This window comes from Pseudomonas sp. UBA4617, assembly GCF_002386445.1.
Lineage (GTDB): Bacteria > Pseudomonadota > Gammaproteobacteria > Pseudomonadales > Pseudomonadaceae > Aquipseudomonas.
The window spans coordinates 141507-162309 of the sequence record NZ_DGIR01000019.1 but is presented as its reverse complement, the minus strand read 5'-3'; the positions used below and the strand labels follow the sequence as shown (position 1 = coordinate 162309).

Annotated in this window: 22 protein-coding genes; 17 read left to right on the top strand and 5 right to left on the bottom strand. The window is 62.2% G+C overall.

The window, feature by feature from the left end; genetic code table 11:
- The first annotated feature begins 104 nt into the window (after nucleotides 1-104).
- The 3 genes from bkdR to B4L76_RS07665 all read left to right on the top strand — a co-directional run bounded on the left by bkdR (nucleotide 105) and on the right by B4L76_RS07665 (nucleotide 3519).
- A complete protein-coding gene (gene bkdR / locus B4L76_RS07675) occupies nucleotides 105-590 on the top strand; it encodes a Bkd operon transcriptional regulator BkdR (RefSeq protein ID WP_170031184.1) in 486 nt (161 codons plus the stop codon).
- 218 nt (nucleotides 591-808) lie between these two features.
- Nucleotides 809-2050 carry a glutamine synthetase family protein gene (locus B4L76_RS07670; protein ID WP_296231643.1) on the top strand — a complete coding sequence of 414 codons (1242 nt, stop codon included), beginning with the start codon at nucleotides 809-811 and terminating at the stop codon, nucleotides 2048-2050.
- Nucleotides 2051-2178: 128 nt separating this feature from the next.
- Complete coding sequence (locus B4L76_RS07665) at nucleotides 2179-3519, top strand: MFS transporter (RefSeq protein WP_296231614.1); 1341 nt, start codon at nucleotides 2179-2181, stop codon at nucleotides 3517-3519.
- 47 nt (nucleotides 3520-3566) lie between these two features.
- On the opposite strand, the gene B4L76_RS07660 is transcribed toward B4L76_RS07665, so the two are convergent.
- From B4L76_RS07660 to flgA, 5 genes are all read right to left on the bottom strand, one after another.
- Nucleotides 3567-3893, bottom strand: coding sequence for a hypothetical protein (locus B4L76_RS07660; RefSeq protein WP_296231612.1), 327 nt, complete (start codon nucleotides 3891-3893; stop codon nucleotides 3567-3569).
- Nucleotides 3894-4308: 415 nt separating this feature from the next.
- Nucleotides 4309-5052 (bottom strand): flagellar brake protein, encoded by a 744-nt coding sequence (locus tag B4L76_RS07655; protein ID WP_296231611.1) that lies wholly within the window; start codon nucleotides 5050-5052, stop codon nucleotides 4309-4311.
- An 81-nt stretch (nucleotides 5053-5133) separates the two neighbouring features.
- Nucleotides 5134-5601: a flagella synthesis protein FlgN gene (locus B4L76_RS07650; RefSeq protein WP_296231610.1), complete on the bottom strand. Its 468-nt coding sequence runs from the start codon at nucleotides 5599-5601 to the stop codon at nucleotides 5134-5136.
- Between the two features lie 49 nt (nucleotides 5602-5650).
- Complete coding sequence (gene flgM, locus B4L76_RS07645; RefSeq protein WP_225778710.1) at nucleotides 5651-5959, bottom strand: flagellar biosynthesis anti-sigma factor FlgM; 309 nt, start codon at nucleotides 5957-5959, stop codon at nucleotides 5651-5653.
- A gap of 161 nt (nucleotides 5960-6120) precedes the next feature.
- On the bottom strand, nucleotides 6121-6873 hold the full coding sequence (flgA, locus tag B4L76_RS07640; RefSeq protein WP_296231609.1) for a flagellar basal body P-ring formation chaperone FlgA: 753 nt from the start codon (nucleotides 6871-6873) through the stop codon (nucleotides 6121-6123).
- A 77-nt stretch (nucleotides 6874-6950) separates the two neighbouring features.
- Between flgA and B4L76_RS07635 the strand changes: the two genes are divergently transcribed.
- From B4L76_RS07635 to B4L76_RS07570, 14 genes are all read left to right on the top strand, one after another.
- Complete coding sequence (locus B4L76_RS07635; RefSeq protein ID WP_225778708.1) at nucleotides 6951-7880, top strand: chemotaxis protein CheV; 930 nt, start codon at nucleotides 6951-6953, stop codon at nucleotides 7878-7880.
- A gap of 52 nt (nucleotides 7881-7932) precedes the next feature.
- Nucleotides 7933-8760, top strand: a complete 828-nt coding sequence (gene cheR, locus B4L76_RS07630; protein WP_296231608.1) for a protein-glutamate O-methyltransferase CheR — start codon at nucleotides 7933-7935, stop codon at nucleotides 8758-8760.
- A gap of 304 nt (nucleotides 8761-9064) precedes the next feature.
- Nucleotides 9065-9472: a flagellar basal body rod protein FlgB gene (gene flgB / locus B4L76_RS07625; protein ID WP_225778706.1), complete on the top strand. Its 408-nt coding sequence runs from the start codon at nucleotides 9065-9067 to the stop codon at nucleotides 9470-9472.
- A gap of 2 nt (nucleotides 9473-9474) precedes the next feature.
- Nucleotides 9475-9918, top strand: coding sequence for a flagellar basal body rod protein FlgC (gene flgC, locus B4L76_RS07620; protein ID WP_296231607.1), 444 nt, complete (start codon nucleotides 9475-9477; stop codon nucleotides 9916-9918).
- Between the two features lie 15 nt (nucleotides 9919-9933).
- A complete protein-coding gene (gene flgD, locus B4L76_RS07615; protein ID WP_296231606.1) occupies nucleotides 9934-10638 on the top strand; it encodes a flagellar hook assembly protein FlgD in 705 nt (234 codons plus the stop codon).
- Between the two features lie 31 nt (nucleotides 10639-10669).
- Complete coding sequence (gene flgE / locus B4L76_RS07610) at nucleotides 10670-12025, top strand: flagellar hook protein FlgE (RefSeq protein ID WP_296231605.1); 1356 nt, start codon at nucleotides 10670-10672, stop codon at nucleotides 12023-12025.
- A 72-nt stretch (nucleotides 12026-12097) separates the two neighbouring features.
- The gene (locus B4L76_RS07605) at nucleotides 12098-12283 is read left to right on the top strand and encodes a hypothetical protein (RefSeq protein ID WP_289130957.1); all 186 of its coding nucleotides are present in this window, start codon (nucleotides 12098-12100) and stop codon (nucleotides 12281-12283) included.
- Between the two features lie 226 nt (nucleotides 12284-12509).
- A complete protein-coding gene (locus B4L76_RS07600; protein WP_296231604.1) occupies nucleotides 12510-13250 on the top strand; it encodes a flagellar basal body rod protein FlgF in 741 nt (246 codons plus the stop codon).
- 47 nt (nucleotides 13251-13297) lie between these two features.
- The gene (flgG, locus tag B4L76_RS07595; protein ID WP_170031158.1) at nucleotides 13298-14083 is read left to right on the top strand and encodes a flagellar basal-body rod protein FlgG; all 786 of its coding nucleotides are present in this window, start codon (nucleotides 13298-13300) and stop codon (nucleotides 14081-14083) included.
- A gap of 45 nt (nucleotides 14084-14128) precedes the next feature.
- Nucleotides 14129-14824, top strand: coding sequence for a flagellar basal body L-ring protein FlgH (gene flgH, locus B4L76_RS07590; RefSeq protein ID WP_289130956.1), 696 nt, complete (start codon nucleotides 14129-14131; stop codon nucleotides 14822-14824).
- A 12-nt stretch (nucleotides 14825-14836) separates the two neighbouring features.
- Entirely contained in the window at nucleotides 14837-15946 is a 1110-nt protein-coding gene (locus B4L76_RS07585; protein ID WP_296231599.1) for a flagellar basal body P-ring protein FlgI, read from the top strand.
- An 11-nt stretch (nucleotides 15947-15957) separates the two neighbouring features.
- On the top strand, nucleotides 15958-17112 hold the full coding sequence (gene flgJ, locus B4L76_RS07580; protein ID WP_296231597.1) for a flagellar assembly peptidoglycan hydrolase FlgJ: 1155 nt from the start codon (nucleotides 15958-15960) through the stop codon (nucleotides 17110-17112).
- Nucleotides 17113-17124: 12 nt separating this feature from the next.
- The gene (gene flgK / locus B4L76_RS07575) at nucleotides 17125-19155 is read left to right on the top strand and encodes a flagellar hook-associated protein FlgK (protein WP_296231595.1); all 2031 of its coding nucleotides are present in this window, start codon (nucleotides 17125-17127) and stop codon (nucleotides 19153-19155) included.
- Nucleotides 19156-19168: 13 nt separating this feature from the next.
- Entirely contained in the window at nucleotides 19169-20752 is a 1584-nt protein-coding gene (locus B4L76_RS07570) for a flagellar hook-associated protein 3 (protein ID WP_296231593.1), read from the top strand.
- Nucleotides 20753-20803: the final 51 nt, after the last annotated feature.

Below are 20803 nucleotides of genomic sequence, written 5' to 3'. Positions count from 1 at the left end.
TCTTAGTGGTCCGGCAGGAGAATTTTTCTCTCAAGTTGATTGCCTTTGCCAGGCAGGGGAGATAAACATTCCGCATAAACACAAAAAACCGGTGATTTTGTCTCATGCGCAAACTCGATCGTACCGATATCGGCATCCTCAACAGCCTGCAGGAAAACGCCCGCATTACCAACGCCGAACTGGCGCGCTCGGTGAACCTGTCGCCGACCCCCTGTTTCAACCGGGTACGGGCAATGGAAGAACTGGGGGTGATCCGCCAGCAGGTGACTTTGCTGTCGCCCGAGGTGTTGGGGCTGGACGTCAACGTGTTCATCCATGTCAGCCTGGAAAAGCAGGTAGAACAGGCGTTGCACCGCTTCGAGGAAGAAATTGCCGAACGGCCCGAGGTGATGGAGTGCTACCTGATGACCGGTGACCCGGACTACCTGCTGCGCGTGCTGTTGCCGAGCATCCAGGCGCTGGAGCGGTTTCTCGATTACCTGACGCGCTTGCCCGGCGTGGCCAACATACGGTCGAGTTTTGCCCTCAAGCAGGTACGCTACAAGACCGCCTTGCCGCTGCCGGCCAATGGCATGACCCTGCGTGAATAGTGGTTGCCCGGCCCGGCCTCTGCGCGGGCTCGCCCGTTCCCGCGCAGAGGCGCATGCACTGTTGAAGGCAGGTGCTTGATATTTTAAACACCCCGGGCCTATGTTGGTGTCAGCCACCAACGACAAGGACCTGCGTCATGACCACCGAGCAACTGCACGGCATCGACGAAATCGAATGCGTCACCCCCGACCTCAACGGCGTTCCGCGCGGCAAGGTAATGACCGCCGAGGGCTTTCTTGAAGGCCGCCGCCTGCAGCTGGCTCGGGGGGTGTTGTTGCAGTGCATCATGGGTGGCTACCCGCCGGCCAGGTACTATGGCAGCGACGATGGCGACCTGGTGCTGGTGGCCGACCCCAGCCAGGTCCACCGCCTGCCGTGGAGCGACGATGGCCGCGCCCTTGCCATCTGCGATGCCGACGAACTCGACGGTCGCCCTTCGGCATTGTCCACTCGCGGCCAGCTCAAGGCAGTGCTCGCCCGCTACGCAGCGCTGGGCCTGGCGCCGGTGGTGGCGACTGAGCTCGAATTCTTCGTCTTCGCTGCCAACCCGGATCCGCAGCAGCCGTTCCAGCCACCGATCGGCAGCGATGGTCGCCGCGAGCTTGGCCATTCGGCATTCAGTGTCAGTTCCAACAACGGCCTGCGCCCGTTCTTCAAGGAGGTGGGCCAGTGCATGGTCGCGCTGGGCCTGCCGCGTGACACCTTCATGCACGAAATGGGCGTCAGCCAGTTCGAGATCAACCTGCTGCACGGCGACCCGTTGTTGCTGGCCGACCAGACCTTGCTGTTCAAGCACCTGCTCAAGGAGGTGGCGCTCAAGCACGGCCTGACCGTGGTATGCATGGCCAAGCCGCTGGCGCGCACGCCGGGCAGTTCCATGCATATTCACCAGAGCCTGGTGGAGGTGGCCAGCGGGCGTAACGTGTTCAGCGATGAGCAAGGCCTGCCCAGCGCAACCTTTCACCACTTCATTGGCGGCCTGCAGGCGTGCATGGCCGACTTCACCGCGCTGTTCGCGCCCAACGTCAATTCCTACCAGCGTCTGTGTCACCCCTACGCTTCGCCGAACAATGCCTGCTGGTCCGAAGACAACCGTGCCGCAGGCCTGCGCATTCCGGCCAGCGCACCGGCAGCGCGGCGGGTGGAAAACCGCCTGCCCGGCGCCGATGCCAACCCGTACCTGGCCATCGCCGCCAGCCTGGCCGCCGGGCTGCATGGCATCCAGCAGCGCCTGCAACCAGCGCCAGCTATCCAGGGCGAGTTCGAGGTGCCGGAGCACCTGGCCCTGCCGTGCACCTTGCATGCGGCGCTGGAGCGGCTCAAGCGCAGCGCGTTGGCGCGGGAACTGTTCGGCAGCGAGTTCATCGAAGGCTACATCGCCAGCAAGACGCTGGAGCTGACCGATTTCCTCGACGAAATCACGCCGTGGGAGCGCCGGGTACTGGCGGCACAGGCCTGATCGCGACACAACCGACACTGGACACGCCTCGTAGCGGCAAAATCCCTATAGGGGCCTGCGCCAGGCAGTTTTTGCCCTTATGCTTCTAGCACCCAACCGTCACCTGACCAGGGAGCCACACACGACGTATGCGAAATATATGGAAGCCATTTCAGTCGTTGTATTTCGCCGCGCTGATGATGTTGATCGGCTCGGGCCTGCTCAGTACCTACCTGGCCCTGCGCCTGGCGGCTGACCATGTCGACAGTTTGTGGGTAGGTGCGTTGATGGCGGCCAACTACTTTGGCCTGGCGGTCGGCGGCAAGGTCGGCCACCGCCTGATTGGCCGGGTCGGGCACATCCGGGCCTATGCCACCTGCGCCGGTATCGTCGGTGCGGCGGTGCTCGGCCATGGCCTGACCAACTGGTTGCCGGCCTGGGTCGGCCTGCGCATGATCGTCGGCCTGGGCATGATGTGCCAGTACATGGTCATCGAGAGCTGGCTCAACGAGCAGGCCGATGTGAAGCACCGTGGCGCGGTGTTCAGCGGCTACATGATTGCCTCTTACCTGGGCCTGGTGCTTGGCCAGCTGATCCTGGTGGTGCACCCGCAACTGGGCCCCGAACTGCTGATGCTGGTGGCCATGTGTTTCGCCCTGTGCCTGGTGCCGGTGGCGATGACCCGGCGTATCCACCCGGCGCCCTTGCGCCCGGCACCGATGGAGCCGAAGTTCTTCCTCAAGCGGGTGCCGCAGTCGCTCAGCACGGTGCTGGGCTCGGGTCTGATCGTCGGTTCGTTCTATGGCCTGGCGCCTTTGTATGCTTCGAGCCAGGGGCTGAGCACCGAGCAGATCGGTCTGTTCATGGGTAGCTGCATTTTCGCCGGTCTGCTGGTGCAGTGGCCGCTGGGCTGGCTGTCGGACCGTTACGACCGGGCGGTACTGATCCGTAGCGTGGCAGTGGGCCTGGCGCTGGCATCGGCGCCGCTGGCGATACTGCCCAGCGTGCCGCTGGAGTTGCTGTTTGGTGTGGGCTTCCTGATCTCGTTGCTGCAGTTCTGCCTGTACCCGCTGGCGGTGGCGTTTTCCAACGACCATGTGGAGAGCGAGCGACGGGTGTCGCTGACCGCGATGCTGCTGGTGACCTATGGCGTGGGCGCGTGCATCGGCCCGTTGGCGGCGGGTGTGCTGATGAAGGTGCTGGGGGCGCAGATGCTGTACGCCTTCTTCGTGTTCTTCGCGCTGGTACTGGTATGGCGCATCCGGCCAAAAGCGGTCACCGGTCTGCACCAGGTTCAGGACGCGCCGTTGGGCCACGTGGCGATGCCGGCGGCGGGTTCGCCGTTGTCGGCAGCGCTTGACCCGCGGGTGGACGAGCAGACTGTGCAGGACGTGATGCAGGCGCCGGTGGCCGCCGAGGATACCGAAGAGGATCCTCCCCAGAAGCAGGGCCAGGCCAACCCTGAAGCCGAGGTGAAATCGTCGGTGTGAGTGTCGGCCCGCCGCCAGCGACTAGCCTGCGGCGAGCGCGATCCTGATCAGATAAGCTCGATATTCTTGAAGGTGAACACCAGGATTTCTCCCGCTTTATCACTTGCGTTCAAGAACCAGAAATGCCGCTTTACCTTGTCCCTGGTATAGATTTCCTTGGCCAGCGCGACCCTGTAGCCCTGGCTGTCGCGCAAGCAGAAACGGACCTGTTCGGCGCCCTCCACGGTGCCGTCCCAGGCGTCGAGCATTTGAATTTTCCATTCCTGTTGCCCGCTGACCGCCCGACCGATCAGTGCGGTTGGAGACCAGTCAATGATTCGCCCCACGATGTGGCTGGCGTAAAGGCCGAGCCAGCCGTTCCTGTTGCTCTGCATGCGGGAGCCAAAGTACTTCCAGGTATCGGCGCCATTGATCGTGTAATAGTGCCGGTCTCCGCTTTGTTTGACGAAGTGGAACTGGAAGGTAATCGGCAGAAAGCTCGGCGTTTCTCCGCGCTGGTCTTCGGTGCATAACCAGCCGTCCTGGTCCAGGGAGAAGATGGGATGAACTTAGATGGGGGTCTCGACAACCCCTATTCGTCCATGCTGACAATGCAGTTCGGCGGTGAACGTGGAAGTAATCATGTGGACTGGCTCCTGGCGGCCCTTGCTTCGGGTGTCTGGCACCCTAAGCGGCCAGCAGGCCAGCGGTAACCGGGCAAGCATTCCTGTGTCCGTTGGCCGGCCCCAAAATACAAACGGGGCTGCATGATGCAGCCCCGTTTGTCAGCAAGGGTAGCCTGGTATTGGTTCAGTAATCGTCCTTGTCGAACCGCCGCGCCTCACGCTGCAACTGGTACACGAAACTTTCGACCTTGCGTTGCGCCTGGCCGCTGAGGTTATGGAAGCGCACGCCGGCGAAGGTGGTATTGATCCGCTCCTCATAATGCAGGTGGCGCAGCTCGACCATGGTATCGACCAGGCCCAGCGGGTTGCCTGCCTTGAAGCGCTCGTACACCTGGCCAAGTTGCAGGCGATCCTCGACATTGCCGTCGAAGCGCAGTTTGCAGCCGGTGGCAGAAATATCCAGCAGCTTGCCGCGCAGGGCGCCATTGCCCTTGAGGTGGGCGCCATCGAGGATGATGTCGACCAGCTGCGACAGTTTCAGGGCTGCGCGGAAAGCGTTGCGGCGTTGGTGATAGGTCATTTCCAGGGGCATGGCGCCCCGGTAGCAGCGGTGGCCATCGACCTCGCTGATCCGCAGCGCGTGGTTGCACTCCCAGGCAATGCGCACGCCATCGTGAAAACCTTCGACGCGGAAGTGCTCGCCGTTCTCGATGTATTTCTCGCCGTCGCGGGGGATCATTTCGTCCAGCGCCAGGGTATTGCTCTCACGGTCCACATGCACCACATAGCTCTGGAAGCGCTGGCTGCGGTCAGGGAAGGTGATGATCAGAGGGTCATGGCTTTCCTGCAGCTGCCGCAAGTTGGCCGCAATCTCCAAAGGGGTGTTCAGTACCTTTGGCGGCTGCGGGGCATCGGATTCATTGAACACGGCTTTATGTTTCTCCAGGCAAAAGCGACACACGCAATTAACGGCATTTTGCCAGTATGTTCCGTGCCTTGATAGAAAAAATCAAACCTGGCTGAGCGCCCGTGGCTTGACCAGCGGCGAAGTGCTGCCGCGGCTGTCGTAGAGCGACGGAGAGTCGCCCCCCATGAGAATGCGGATCTGGTTGTTGGTGACGTTTTGCTGCACCTGGATGATCCGCCCGTTGGTCTCGTTGAGTTGCTGGCAAGCTTGCATCAACTGGCTGATGACGTCGAGTTGCTGCAGCAGCAGTTCACCGTTCGGTGATTGTGCCGCCACCGCCTCCACCCCGGCGCGATTGGCGCTCAGGCCCAGGCTGGTGAGCAGGTTGTTGCGCCGCGCACCTTGCTGCTCCAGCAGCACGATCAAGGACTGCTTGCGGGCGAGGATGGTTTCCAGCAACGCCATGTCGCGCCCATGCAGTGCCACGGCCTCCTTCTGCAAGAGGTCGAGCAGTTCCTGCATCGGTGCGATGTCATCTTCGATCAGTTGCAGCAAGGTGGTGTCGTGCATGGCTAACTCTTGGCTTTTCTAGCGTCCGTGAAGTCAGCGCGCCGAACGGTCAGCGCTGGGCTTCGAAATCGAGCAGTTTACTGGCGACCCGGCCGGCATCGACCTGGTAGCTGCCGTCGGCGATCGCCTGTTTCAACTGGGCCACACGGGCGCTGTTGACCACCGGCTCGTCGCGCAGCTTGTCGCTGATCTTCTGCAACTGCTGTGCCTCCTGGCTGAGGTGTACCGCTTCTCCGCTGGCGCTGGTAGTGGCTTCCTGGCTGGCTGCCGGTTTTTCGGCGCTGCCGGATGCGCTGTTGCCGCGCACGCCGCCCGTGACGGACGGAGAATTATTTACACGACTGAAGTCGATGACCATGATCAGAAACCTCTGGGTATTTGGACGCTTGCCTTGTTTTCGGCCAACCCGAAAGAAACTTTAGGCACAAATGCGTAGCCGCCTGTCGGCAAGCTTGCGAACCCGTTTTCTGACACAGTTTAGGAGCAGCGGTTCCTCACCGCCAGCGCAATGTCGGCTGGCTACATACTCACCTCGACCTGGCCAGGGCCGGTGACCCTGGCCTTGACTACCCGCTTGGAATTGAGGTTACGCACCCGGATCTGCTCGCTCAGGCCGCCCTTGCTCAGCGCTTCACCGGGCATGCGTACGCTCAGGCTGCCGCTGCGGGCAATGATCACCACGTGGTCGCCCTTGCGCACCACTTCGGCCTGTTCCAGGTGTTGCGGGGTGAGCACCTGGTCGATCACCGTGGGGCGCAGCATCTTCATGCCGACTGCCTGGTCCAGCTCGGTCAGGAAGCCTTGCCCCAGCGTGCCGACATCGCGTTCGCGCAAGGCCACGTCGCCTTCGCTCACCACGTTGTCGCGCTTCAGCGGGCGGGTCGCTACCACGACTTCGCGGAACAGCCGCACGCTGGCTGGTACGAACACGGTCCATGGCGCTGCACTGTCGCAACGCACCTTCACTGTAACGCGGCCCAGCGGTTGCGCCGGGCTCTCCAGCGAGGCGTCCAGCGGCTGGCTGCACAGCGGCATGCGCAGGCGCGGGTCCAGCGGGTTGACCTGGATTTCGTAGCGGTCGGCGGTCTGGGTGGTGGCCAGGTAATCTTCGACGCTGAATTCAAGAAACCCTTGGGTGACACCGATAAGCTGTTCAGGCAAGGTAAACGCGTCCGCTACCGTGCGAACGCCAGGCATCAGCAGGCACAGCACGGCCAGCGAGCCAGTCAGCAGGCGCGTCAATCGTCGGGAAAATGTCGTTTTCGTGTACATGACGCTCAAAAAAGCAAAGCCCGTGCCGACTTCCTTGGTGAGTGGCAACGAAAGGCTTAAAGGTAGAGGAGACTGGCATGGCAGGTGTTATGGATTCGGTCAACCAGCGCACGCAGCTGGTCGGGCAGAACCGCCTGGAATTGCTGCTGTTCCGCCTCAATGGCGAACAGCTTTACGGCATCAACGTGTTCAAAGTCAGAGAAGTGCTGCAATGCCCTGCGCTGACCCTGCTGCCCAGGGCGCACCCGGTGGTGCGCGGCGTTGCCAATATTCGCGGGGCGACCATCCCGATCCTTGACCTGTCGATGGCCACCGGGCTGCGGCCGCTGCAGGAAGACACGCGCAACAGCTTCGTGATCATTACCGAGTACAACACCAAGACCCAGGGCTTCCTGGTGCATTCGGTGGAACGTATCGTCAACATGAACTGGGAAGAAATCCACCCGCCACCCAAGGGCACCGGCCGCGATCACTACCTGACCGCAGTCACCAGGGTGGACAACCGCATGGTCGAGATCATCGACGTGGAGAAGGTGCTGGCCGAAGTGGCGCCATCGTCCGAGTCGGTGTCGGCCGGGGTAGTCGATGCCGAGGTGCAGGACAAGGCCGTGCTGCTGCGGGTGCTCACCGTCGACGACTCGTCGGTGGCGCGCAAGCAGGTCAGCCGCTGCCTGCAGACGGTAGGGGTAGAGGTGGTGGCGCTCAATGATGGTCGTCAGGCCCTGAACTACCTGCGTCAGCTGGTGGACGAAGGCAAGAAGCCGGAGGAAGAGTTCCTGATGATGATCTCGGACATTGAAATGCCGGAAATGGATGGTTACACGCTGACCGCGGAAATACGCAGTGACCCACGCATGCAAAAACTGCATATCTGCCTGCATACTTCGCTTTCCGGGGTGTTCAACCAGGCGATGGTGAAGAAGGTCGGGGCTGATGACTTCCTGGCCAAGTTCAAGCCGGACGACCTGGCCCAGCGGGTGGTCGACCGGATCAAGGCAGCACATTGAAAGCGCCGGGGGCAGCCCTCCGGCACCAGTGATTGAAAAAGAGGCGGCAGAAGTGTCTACGGGTAATTTGGATTTCGAACAGTTCCGGGGCTTCCTGGAGAAAGCCTGTGGCATCCTGCTGGGGGATAACAAGCAGTACCTGGTTTCCAGCCGTCTCAACAAGCTGATGGAACAACAGGGCATCAAGAGCCTGGGCGAGCTGGTGCAGCGCATCCAGGCCCAGCCGCGCGGTGGCTTGCGCGAGCAGGTGGTGGATGCCATGACCACCAACGAGACCCTGTGGTTTCGCGACACCTACCCGTTCGAAGTGCTGAAGAACAAGGTGATTCCGGAGTTCATCCGCAACAACCCCGGCCAGCGCCTGCGCATGTGGTCGGCGGCTTGTTCCTCGGGGCAGGAGCCGTATTCCATCTCGATGGCCATCGACGAGTTCGAGCGCAGCAACCTAGGCCAGCTGAAGATGGGCGCGCAGATCGTCGCCACCGACTTGTCCGGCAGCATGCTGACCAACTGCAAGACGGGCGAGTACGACAGCCTGGCGATTGCCCGCGGGTTGTCCCCGGAGCGCCTGCAGCGTTACTTCGACAGCAAGGGGCCCGGGCGCTGGGCGGTCAAGCCGGCGATTCGCAGCCGTGTCGAGTTCCGCTCGTTCAACCTGCTCGACAGCTATGCCAGCCTGGGCAAGTTCGACGTGGTGTTCTGCCGTAACGTGCTGATCTACTTCTCGGCGCAGGTCAAGAAGGACATCCTGATGCGCATTCATGCCACCCTGAAGCCGGGTGGCTACCTGTTCCTTGGCGCTTCCGAGGCGCTGAACGGCCTGCCGGACCATTACCAGATGGTGCAGTGCAGCCCGGGGATCATCTACCAGGCCAAGTAGACACGAAAGGCCGGCAGCGAAAGTTGCCGGCTTTTTTGTTTGTCTGCTCCGGCCTCTTCGCGGGCGCGCCGGCGAGAAGGCCGGAGCAGCAAATGCTGACGTCAATTTTTTGTTTTGCCGCTTTTGCCGCCTGGCAATTGCCGCTTTCGCCGCTCCGGGCGGAAGGCCTTTGCCGCTTTTCTGGCATTACTCTGACAGCACTTCACCCTGGAAGCCCGTATTTGCAGGCTTTCAGTTGGTTGGCACAGCCCTTGCTATAGCTTGGCCAACGATATTCCGGTCAACCTTCGAAGGTTTCCCCGACATGAGCATCAGTTTCGACAAGGCGCTTGGCATCCATGAAAAGGCCCTGGGCTTCCGCGCCCAGCGCGCCGAAGTGCTGGCCAACAACATCGCCAACGCCGACACGCCCAACTACAAGGCGCGTGACATGGACTTCGCCTCGGTGCTCGCCGCCGAAAGCGACAAGCAGCAGAGCGGCCGATTCAGTCTCGACCGCACCAACAGCCGGCACATCGAGGCTGAAGGCCTGGCCATGGCGGACGATACCCTGAAGTACCGCACGCCCCTGCAGCCGTCGATCGACCAGAACACCGTGGACGCGCAGATCGAGCAATCGAACTACACCGAAAACGCGGTCGGCTTCCAGGCCAGCTTCACTTTGCTCAACAGTAAATTCAAAGGGCTGGTATCGGCCCTGCGGGGAGAATGACCATGTCCCTTTCCAGTGTCTTCAACATTGCCGGTAGCGGCATGAGTGCGCAGAACACGCGCCTGAACACCGTAGCTTCGAACATTGCCAACGCCGAGACCGTGTCTTCGAGTATCGAGCAGACCTACCGCGCTCGCCACCCGGTGTTCGCCACTACCTTCCAGGATGCCCAGGCCGGCAGCAGCCAGTCGCTGTTCGAAGACCAGGGCGAAGCCGGGCAAGGCGTGCAGGTAAAAGGCATCGTCGAGGACCAGAGCAACCTCGAAGCCCGCTACGAGCCGAACCACCCGGCGGCGAACAAGGACGGCTATGTCTACTACCCGAACGTCAACGTGGTCGAGGAAATGGCCGACATGATTTCCGCCAGCCGGGCGTTCCAGACCAACGCCGAGCTGATGAACACGGCCAAGAGCATGATGCAGAAAGTCCTGACCCTTGGTCAGTGATAAGGAAACCAGACCATGGCAATTGATACTACCGGCGTGAACCTCAACGAAGTGCTCGCGGCGTCGGGTGTGGGGACCAACACCAAAAAGACTGCGGACACCGCGTCCAAGACCGGCACTGACTCGCTCGGCAAGGATGCATTCCTGCAGTTGCTGGTGACCCAGATGCAGCACCAGAACCCGCTGGACCCGCAGGACAACGGTGAATTCGTCGCGCAGTTGGCACAGTTCAGCAGCCTGGAAGGGATCACCTCGCTGAACGAATCGGTCAGTTCCATCACCAGCGCCATGGCCTCGTCCCAGGCGCTGCAGGCGTCGTCGCTGGTCGGCCGCTCGGTGGTGGTGCAGAACGACAAGGCTATCGTCGATACCAGCGAAAGCTTCAACGCACAGTTCGTGGTGCCGCAAGCCATCGGCGAAGCGAAGATCACCATCAAGGACAAGGACGGCAACACCGTCAAGACCATCGAACTGGGTGAGCAGAAGGCTGGTTACGCCGACTTCATCTGGGACGGTACCAACAATAGCGGCGCGAAAGTCGACCCGGGTACCTACACCTTCACCGCCAGCACCATGGTGGATGGCAAGGCGGTGCAGATGAACACGCTGTTGCCGGCCAAGGTGACCAGCGTCAGCTTCAGTTCTGCCGGCGAAATGGTGCTCAACCTCGCTGGTGTTGGCAAAGTTTCCCTCTCCGACGTGCAAACCATCGGTATCTAAGGCCCGCTAGTGCGGCAAAAGGAGCGAATTCATGTCTTTCAATATCGGCCTTAGCGGTCTGTACGCAGCAAACAAGCAGCTGGATGTCACCGGCAACAACATTGCCAACGTCAATACCAACGGTTTCAAGTCGTCGCGCGCCGAGTTCGCCGATGTCTATGCCGGCTCCAACCGCCTGGGCGTGGGCAAGAACCAGGTGGGTAATGGTGTGCGCCTGGCGGCCGTTTCCCAGCAGTTCACCCAGGGCGACGTGAACACCACGGGCAACGTGCTGGATATGGGGATCCAGGGGCAGGGCTTCTTCGTGCTGTCCGATAACGGCTCGCGCGTCTACACCCGCGCCGGGGCATTCCAGGCCAGCAAGGACAACTTCGTGGTTACCGCGGACGGCCTGCGCCTGCAAGGCTATGCCGCAGATTCGACCGGCAAGATCCAGAAGGGCGTGCTGACCGATCTGCAAATCGATACCTCGGCACTGCAGCCCAGGGCCACTTCCCTGATCGACCAGGGCATCAACCTGAATTCTTCGGCTGCCGACATCCCGCTGGAAGTCGACGATGGTACCGGTGCGATGGTGCCGAACCTGCCGTTCGACCCTTCTGACCAGAAGACCTACAGCAAGTCGTTCCCGACCAAGGTGTACGACAGCCAGGGTAACGAGCACACCATGGAGCAGTTCTATCGCAAGACCGGCACCAATGAGTGGACCATGTATACCCTGGTTGACGGGCGCAACCCGTTCGACCCGTCCTCCACTGCACCGCTGACCGGCACCATCAGCTTCAACAGCGATGGCTCGGTCAAGGGCATGACGGCTGACAACACCGGTCACCCGGCGGGCTCGTCCTTCACCGTTACAAACAACACCTTCACCATGACTGGTTGGGTGCCTGCGGTGGAAGACTCGGCGGGTAACTGGATCGCCAATGGTGCCGCAGGCAATGCCGACGGCATGCGCCTGTCGATGAACAGCACCACCTCCTACAACACCGAGACCGCGCGCATGTCGCAGTCCCAGGATGGTTATGCGACTGGCATCCTGTCGAGCCTGAGCATCGACTCGACCGGCGTACTGTTCGCCAGCTTCAGCAACCAGCAGTCGCGTGCCATTGGCCAGGTTGCGCTGGCCAGCTTCGCCAACGAGCAGGGCCTGCAGCAGATCGGCGGTACCCGCTGGACCGAGACCTACACCTCCGGCATTCCGGGCATCGATGCGCCGAAGACCGGTACCCTGGGCAGCGTCGAGTCCAACTCGCTGGAAGCCTCCAACGTCAACCTGACCCAGGAACTGGTCGAGCTGATCAAGGCGCAGAGCAATTACCAGGCGAACGCCAAGACCATCTCCACCGAAAGCACCATCATGCAGACCATCATCCAGATGACCTGATGGTCGCTGGCTGAGCGTGTCAGGACGAACCCCTTTGTCGTGAAGGGGTTCGTCGTTTTTGCAGGGGGCATCATGAAAAAACTGCTTGTCGCACTGGTTGCTGCAGCGTGCCTGTACCAGGCCCAGGCCGGGACCGCGCCGTGGTGGCGCTGGGAAAGCCAGGTGGATGGGCGCCTGGTCTGTTCGCAATGGCCGCCGGGGGAGGGCTGGAAAAAATTCGCCGGACCCTTCACCAATGGTGCTTGCCGCGAGCCTTGACTGGCTGGCCGGCCTCTTCGCGGGTGTGCCCGCGAAGACGTTGCTGCGGATTGCCGCCTTCGGCAACCCGGCGCCGGATAACCGGCGTCCGCGCTTCGGCGAACCCCCGCAAAAGCCCGTATTCCCGGGCTTTTCAACGATTTCAGAAAGTTGGTTCGGAACTTGCTTTAGAGCCTGTACAGCAACGGCGAGCGGCAAACGGTCGCCAGTGCAGCGGAGGATGACTGTGGACAAGATGCTTTACGTGGCCATGACCGGCGCCAGCCAGAACGCGCTGGCGCAGAAGGCCCATGCCAACAACCTGGCGAACATTTCCACCAACGGTTTTCAGCGTGACCTGGAGCAGGCACGCTCGATGCCGGTGTTCGGCGACAGCTTTCCGGCGCGGGCCTTCGCCATGACCGAGCGCCCGGCCACCGACTTCAGCGAAGGCCCGATGATCGAAACCGGGCGCGACCTGGACGTGACGGTGACCGGCAAAGGTTTCATTGCCGTGCAGGCACCCGATGGCAGCGAAGCCTATGTGCGTACCGGCAGCCTGAACATCGACGCCCTGGGTGTGCTGCGTGCCGGCAACGGCATGCCGGTGATCGGTAATGGCGGCCCCATCGCCATTCCGCCAGAGCAGAAGGTTGAAGTCGGCGCCGACGGCACCATCAGCATCCGCTCCATGGGTGAAGACCCGCGGGTGATGGCCGAGGTCGACCGTATCAAGCTGGTCAACCCGGACAGCAAGGGCCTGACCAAGGGCCTGGACGGGCTGATCCACACCAAGGATGGCCAGCCAGCCGCCGCCGACGTCAATGTGCGGGTGGTGTCAGGCTTCCTGGAGGGCAGCAACGTCAACGCCGTGGAAGAAATGACCTCGGTGCTGGCGCTGTCCCGTCAATTCGAACTGCACGTCAAGATGATGAACGCGGCCAAGGAAGGCGACGAAGCCATGGCGCGTGTTTTGCAAATCGGCTAATCACTTTTGAACGGGTGCCGTAAAACAGGCGCACGAGGAGAACTTACATGCTTCCGGCTCTTTGGGTCGCAAAAACCGGCCTGTCCGCCCAGGACACCAACCTGACGGTCATCTCCAACAACCTGGCCAACGTCTCGACCACCGGCTTCAAGCGTGATCGCGCCGAGTTCCAGGACTTGCTGTACCAGATCAAGCGCCAGCCAGGTGCGCAGTCCACCCAGGACAGCGAACTGCCTTCCGGGCTGCAGGTCGGTACCGGTGTGCGCATCGTCGGCACGCAGAAGAACTTCCAGACCGGCAGCTTGCAGACCACGGAAAACCCGCTGGACATGGCGGTCAACGGCCGTGGCTTCTTCCAGGTGTTGCAGCCCGATGGCACGGTTTCGTATACCCGTGACGGTACTTTCCACCTGAACTCCGATGGCCAGATCGTCACCGCCCAGGGTTTTGCCCTGGAGCCTGCGATCGTGGTGCCGAATGACGCCCAGACCTTCACCGTCGGCCAGGACGGCACCGTGTCGATCACCACCGCCGGCAACCCGGCAGCACAGGTGATCGGCAATATCCAGACCGCCGACTTCATCAACCCGGCCGGCCTGCAGGCGATTGGCGACAACCTGTTCCTGGAGACCGCAGCCAGTGGCGCGCCGCAAGTCGGCACCCCGGGCCTCAACGGTTTCGGTACCACGCTGCAACAGACCCTGGAGAACTCCAACGTCAGTACCGTGGAAGAACTGGTGAACATGATCACCACCCAGCGTGCCTACGAGATGAACTCCAAGGTCATCTCCACCGCCGACCAGATGCTGTCGTTCGTTACCCAGCAGCTCTAAGCCCTAGTGCAGGTTCCACTCCCGTTACACCGTGAGGTAAGTGTCATGAAGCGTTTGTTGTCTGTGTTCGCCCTGGGGGGGGCGGTCGTGCTGGCAGGTTGCGTCGCGCCGACGCCCAAGCCGAACGACCCGTATTATGCGCCGGTGCTGCCGCGCACCCCGCTGCCGGCTGCAGCCAACAACGGTTCGATCTACCAGGCCGGTTTCGAGCAGAGCCTGTACACCGACCGCAAGGCGTTCCGCGTGGGTGACATCATCACCATCACCCTCAACGAGCGCACTTCGGCGAGCAAGAACGCAGGGTCGCAGATCCAGAAGAACAGCAACGCCAACATCGGCCTTACCTCGTTGTTCGGCAGCACGCCGAACACCAATAACCCGTTTGGCGGTGGCGACCTGTCGCTGGAAGCCGGCTATAACGGCGAGCGCACCACCAAAGGCGACAGCAAGGCCACCCAGGGCAACACCCTGACCGGCTCCATCACCGTGACCGTGGCCGAGGTGCTGCCCAATGGCATCGTCGCCGTGCGCGGCGAGAAGTGGATGACCCTGAACACCGGCGAGGAGCTGGTGCGTATCGCCGGCCTGATCCGTGCGGACGATATCGCTACCGACAACACCGTACCGTCCACCCGCGTGGCCGATGCGCGCATCACTTATTCGGGCACCGGCTCGTTCGCCGATGCCAGCCAGCCCGGTTGGCTGGATCGCTTCTTCATGAGCCCGCTTTGGCCCTTCTGAGTACGGATGAACATGTTCAACGTAAGGCAGCTGATTGCCGCGACCCTGCTCCTGTCCTGCGCGTTCGGTGCCCAAGCCGAGCGCCTCAAGGACATCGCCAGCATTTCTGGCGTGCGTTCCAACCAGTTGATCGGCTATGGCCTGGTGGTGGGGCTCAACGGCACGGGTGACCAGACTACCCAGACGCCGTTCACCCTGCAGACCTTCAACAACATGCTGTCGCAGTTCGGCATCAAGGTCCCGGCCGGCTCCGGCAACGTGCAGCTGAAGAACGTCGCGGCGGTGTCGGTGCATGCCGACTTGCCAGCGTTCGCCAAGCCGGGCCAGGTGGTGGACATTACCGTGTCCTCCATCGGTAACTCCAAGAGCCTGCGCGGCGGCAGCCTGCTGATGACCCCGCTCAAGGGTATCGACGGTAACGTCTATGCGATCGCCCAGGGTAACCTGGTGGTCGGTGGCTTCGACGCCGAAGGCCGTGACGGTTCCAAGATCACCGTCAACGTTCCGTCGGCCGGGCGCATTCCCGGTGGCGCCACCGTCGAACGGGCGGTGCCGAGCGGCTTCAACCAAGGCAACAGCCTGACCCTGAACCTCAACCGCCCGGACTTCACCACTGCCAAGCGCATTGTCGACAAGGTCAACGACCTGCTTGGCCCTGGCGTGGCCCAGGCCGTGGACGGCGGCTCGGTGCGGGTCACCGCGCCGATGGACCCGAGCCAGCGCGTCGACTACCTGTCGATCCTGGAAAACCTCGAGATCGACCCAGGCCAGGCCGTGGCCAAGGTCATCATCAACTCGCGTACCGGCACCATCGTCATCGGCCAGAACGTCAAGGTTTCGCCGGCGGCGGTGACCCACGGCAGCCTGACCGTGACCATCACCGAAGACCCGATCGTCAGCCAGCCGGGGCCGTTCTCCAATGGCCAGACCGCTGTGGTGCCGCGTTCTAGGGTCAATGCCGAGCAGGAAGCCAAGCCGATGTTCAAGTTCGGCCCGGGCACCACGCTGGATGAAATCGTCCGCGCGGTTAACCAGGTAGGGGCTGCGCCCAGCGACCTGATGGCGATTCTCGAAGCCCTGAAACAGGCCGGCGCCTTGCAGGCCGACCTGATCGTGATCTGAGGACGGCGCGGATGAACAGTAAAAGCCTGGTTTCCGGCAGCGCCGACAGTGGTGCCTATACCGACCTCAACCGCCTGAGTTCGCTCAAGCACGGCGACCGCGACAGCGACGCCAACGTGCGCAAGGTGGCCCAGGAATTCGAGTCGCTGTTCATCAGCGAAATGCTCAAGGCTTCGCGCAAGGCCAGTGACGTGCTGGCCGACGACAACCCGATGAACACCGAGACGGTGAAGCAGTACCGTGACATGTACGACCAGCAGCTGGCCGTAAGCATGTCTCGTGAAGGCGGCGGTATCGGGCTGCAGGACGTGCTGGTGCGCCAGCTCTCCAAGAACAAGAGCGCGCCGGCCAACACCAGCCCGTTCCCGCGCATCGAGGGCAGCGCCCCGGCGCTGTGGGGCAGCAGGGTGGCCGAGCCGGTGCATGCCACCCAGGCGACCGCCAGCCGCAACGACGTGGCCGCGCTCAATTCACGGCGTCTGGCGCTGCCGAGCAGGCTTACCGATCGCCTGCTGGCTGGCATCGTGCCGTCGGTCGCCAGCGCCAACAGCGCTGCCGTGCCGGCGCGTGACGGCCAGCAGGTGGCCGAGACCTTTGCCGTGCCGGACAACGGCCTGCGCATCCTCGGGCGTGCGGTGGCGCAGCCCCCATTGGCACCGAAAAAGGCCTTCGCCGACAGCGACGAATTCATTGCCACCATGCTGCCGATGGCCGAACAAGCAGCCAAGCGCATTGGTATCGACCCGCGCTATCTGGTGGCGCAGGCGGCGCTGGAAACCGGCTGGGGCAAATCGGTCATGCGCAACAGCGATGGCAGCAGCAGCCACAACCTGTTCGGCATCAAGGCCAGCGGCAACTGGGAAGGCGACTCGGCGCGGGCGATCACCAGCGAGTTCCGCGATGGCCAGTTCGTCAAGGAAACGGCGGCGTTCCGTTCCTACGACTCCTACCAGGACAGCTTCCACGACCTGGTCAGCCTGTTGCAGAACAATGCCCGCTATCAAGATGCGGTGAAATCTGCCGATAACCCAGAACAATTCGCGCGCGAACTGCAGAAGGCCGGGTACGCCACCGACCCGAACTACGCCAGCAAGATCTCGCAGATCGCAAAACAGATGAAGTCGTACGAGCACTACGCAATGCTCGGTACTGCAACGAAACTTTAAGGGCATGGAACCATGGCGAGTCTGATCAACATTGGTATGTCGGGGCTTGGCGCCGCGCAATCGGGGATGTACACCCTCGGTAACAACATTGCCAACGCCGATGTCGAAAGCTACTCACGCCAGCAGAACGTGCAGAAGACCAAGGGCGGGCAGCAAGTCGGCCAGGTCTTCATCGGTACCGGCACCACGCTGGCCGATGTGCGCCGGGTGTACAACGCATTTCTGGAAAACCAGCTGCGCAGCACCACTTCGTTGAGCAGCGATGCTTCTTCGTACCTGAACCAGATCACGCCGCTGGATACCGCCCTGTCCAGCAGCGATACCGGCATCACCGCTGCGCTGCAAAGCTTCTTCGGTGCCCTGCAGGATGCCTCGGCCAAGCCGACCGAGGACGCCTCGCGGCAACTGCTGCTGACCAGCGCGCAGTCGCTGGCCAAGCGTTTCAACACCCTGTCGGCACAATTCAACCAGCAGAACAGCGACATCAACGCCAACATGACGTCGCTCGCCGATCAGGTGAACAACCTGACCAAGAGCATTGCAGACCTCAACGACCAGATTTCTCGCGTCACGTCCATCTCCGGCCAGCCCAACGACCTGCTCGACCAGCGCGATGGCGCTGTGCGCCAGCTGAGCAAACTGATCGGTGCCGATGTGGTGGAGCGCGACGGCAATTACGATGTCTACCTGAAGAATGGCCAGGCCCTGGTCCTCGGCAAGACCACCCAGACCTTGGGCGTTGAGCCGAGCGCGACCGACCCGACCCGGATGAGCCTGATCCTCAACCGTGGCTCGACCAAGATGGACATCACCGGCACCACCAGCGGTGGCGAGCTGGGTGGCCTGATCCGCTACCGCAAGGAAACCCTGGATCCCGCCCTCAACGAGCTGGGCCGCGTGGCCCTGGTGGTGGCGGATGCAATCAACAGCCAACTGGCCCAGGGTATCGACAAGAACGGTAGCTTCGGCGCTACCCTGTTCGGCGACATCAACAGCGCTGCGGCCATCAGCCAGCGCAGCATTGCCAAGGCTGGCAACAGCGCCGGCTCCGGCAACCTTGACGTGACCATCAAGGACACCGGCAAACTGTCCACCAGCGATTACCAGGTGACCTTCACCAGCGCCACTGGCTACAGCGTGCGCAAGTTGCCGGAAGGCACCGACATGGGCAGCTTCGACCTCGACGACACGCCGCCGCCGGTCATCGACGGCTTCACCCTGTCGCTCAACGGTGGCGGCCTGAGTGCCGGCGACAGCTTCAAGATCACCCCGACCCGCAACGCTGCGGCAGGCATCGACACCGTGCTCACCGACCCCAAGCGCCTGGCCCTGGCCGCGCCGCTGACTGCCACCAGCGGGGCGGGTAACAAGGGCACCGGCGTGATTACCCAGCCGACCCTGACCTCGGAAATGGACATCTACGACGCTACCCAGCGCTCGCAGCTGCAGACCGGGTTGAAGTATTCGACCCCGGTCAAGCTGGTGTTCGGTGACGAAGGCACCTCGCCGCAGGCCTATACCCTGTACGACGCCAAGGGCAACAGCATCGGCAGCGGTACGATCATCCCCGGCCAGGAAAACAAGCTGCAGTTGTCGGTGCCGATGGTCGATGGCAGCGGCAATTCGCTGGGCGCCAGCTTCAACTTCGAGATGAGTGTTTCCGGCGCCCCGAAAAACGGTGACAGCTACACCGTAGCGCTGACTGGCGCGGGCTCGGCGGACAACCGCAATGGCCAGTCGGTACTCGACCTGCAGACCAAGTCCACGGTGGAGGTCGGTGCCAACGGCAAGGGCATAAGCTTCACCGATGCCTACGCCAAGCTGGTGTCCAACGTCGGCGGCAAGGCTGGCCAGGCACAGATGGACAGTGATGCCACCTCGGCGTTGCATACCTCTGCACTGGACAGCCGCAACGGCCTGTCGGGAGTGTCGGTCGACGAAGAGACCGGCAACCTGATCAAGTTCCAGCAGTACTACACCGCGTCGTCGCAGATCATCAAGGCGGCCCAGGAAACCTTCGCCACCCTGATCAACAGTCTTTAAGGAGCCGTAGATCGTGAGCGTACGCATCTCCACTTCGCAGTTCTACAACACCAACCAGGCCAATTACCAGCGCAACTTCTCCAACGCGGTGAAGACCCAGCAGGAAGCCTCCGATGGCATTCGCGTGCGTTCGGCCAAGGACGACCCGGTTGGCGCAGCTCGCCTGCTGCAGCTGGAGCAGCAGCAGAACCTGCTGAAGCAATACTCGGGCAACATCACCAGCGTGCGCAACGCGCTGGGCACTGCCGAAAGTACACTGAACTCGATCGGTACCATCCTGCAGCGGGTCAACGAGTTGGCGGTAAGCTCCGGCAACGGCTCGATGACCGACGCCGATCGCAAGGCCAATGCCGACGAACTCGCCTCGCTCGAAGACCAGCTGTTCACCCTGATGAATAGCAGGGACGAGAATGGCAAGTACATCTTCTCCGGTTCCAAAGGCGATACGCCGCCCTACGTGCGCAATGCAGATGGCACCTACAGCTACCAGGGCGACCAGGGCAAGCTGAACCTGCAGGTTGGCGACATGCTCACCCTGGCAGCCAACGAGACAGGCTACGACGCCTTCGAGCAGGCGCTCAATACCAGCCGCAGCCAGACGACGCTGACTGCGCCAGCCACCGATGATGGCCGGGTCAGCCTGTCCAACGGCCAGGTGTCGGGCAGCGCGACTTACAACGACCGGTTCCGTGGCGGCGAGCCGTACACGATCGAGTTCATCAGCAGCACTGAATACAAGATCACTGACGCCAACAACAATGACGTCACGCTCGAAGCCAGCCAGGGCGGCAAGTTCGACCCCAACGGCGACAACACCACCATCAGTTTCCGTGGCGTCGACCTGCGTCTGGACATTACTTTCCAGGATGGCGACAAGGGTAACGAAGACGCAGTCATCGCCGGTCACACCTTCACCCTGGGCTCCCGTGCGGATGAAGTGTCCGGGACCCGCAGCCCGGGCAACAGCTCTTCCGAGCAGGTTACCGGCGCGACGATCACCGATCAGGCTGCCTACGATGCGGCATTTCCTTCCGGTGGTGCGGTACTCAAGTTCACCGGCACCAATAGCTTCGAGCTGTATGCGGCACCCGTGACTGCCGATAGCCGGCCGGTGGCCTCCGGTGTCCTCGGTGGGGCAGGTGGTACCACTGCGACAGCGGCGGGTGTCAGCTTCGAGTTGTCGGGCGCGCCGAGCGCCGGAGATTCGTTCGCGATCAAGGTCGACACCCATCAGACCCAGAATGTGCTGGATACCATCGGCAAGCTGCGCGCCGCGCTGAACAGCCCGGTGGATGGCGACCCGGTGGCCCGCCAGCAGTTCCGGGCTTCCCTGGATGCAGCCATCGGCAACATTGCCAGTGCCACCAACCAGGTGTCGGCGTCGGTCAGCGCCATTGGTGGCCGTGGCCAGGCACTGGACGTGCAGTCCGAAACCAACGAAGCGCTGAGTACCGAAAATGCCAAGACACAGAGTTCGATTCGCGAAAGCGACCCGGCCGAGGTGATGCTGCGCCTGCAGATGCAGACCAACATGCTGCAGGCTTCGTTGCAGGCCTATGCCAAGGTCGCCGGGCTGTCCTTGGTCAATTACATCTGATACCTCTCCTGGCGTCATCTGCGGGCCAGCCCTGACGGTGCTGGCCACGCC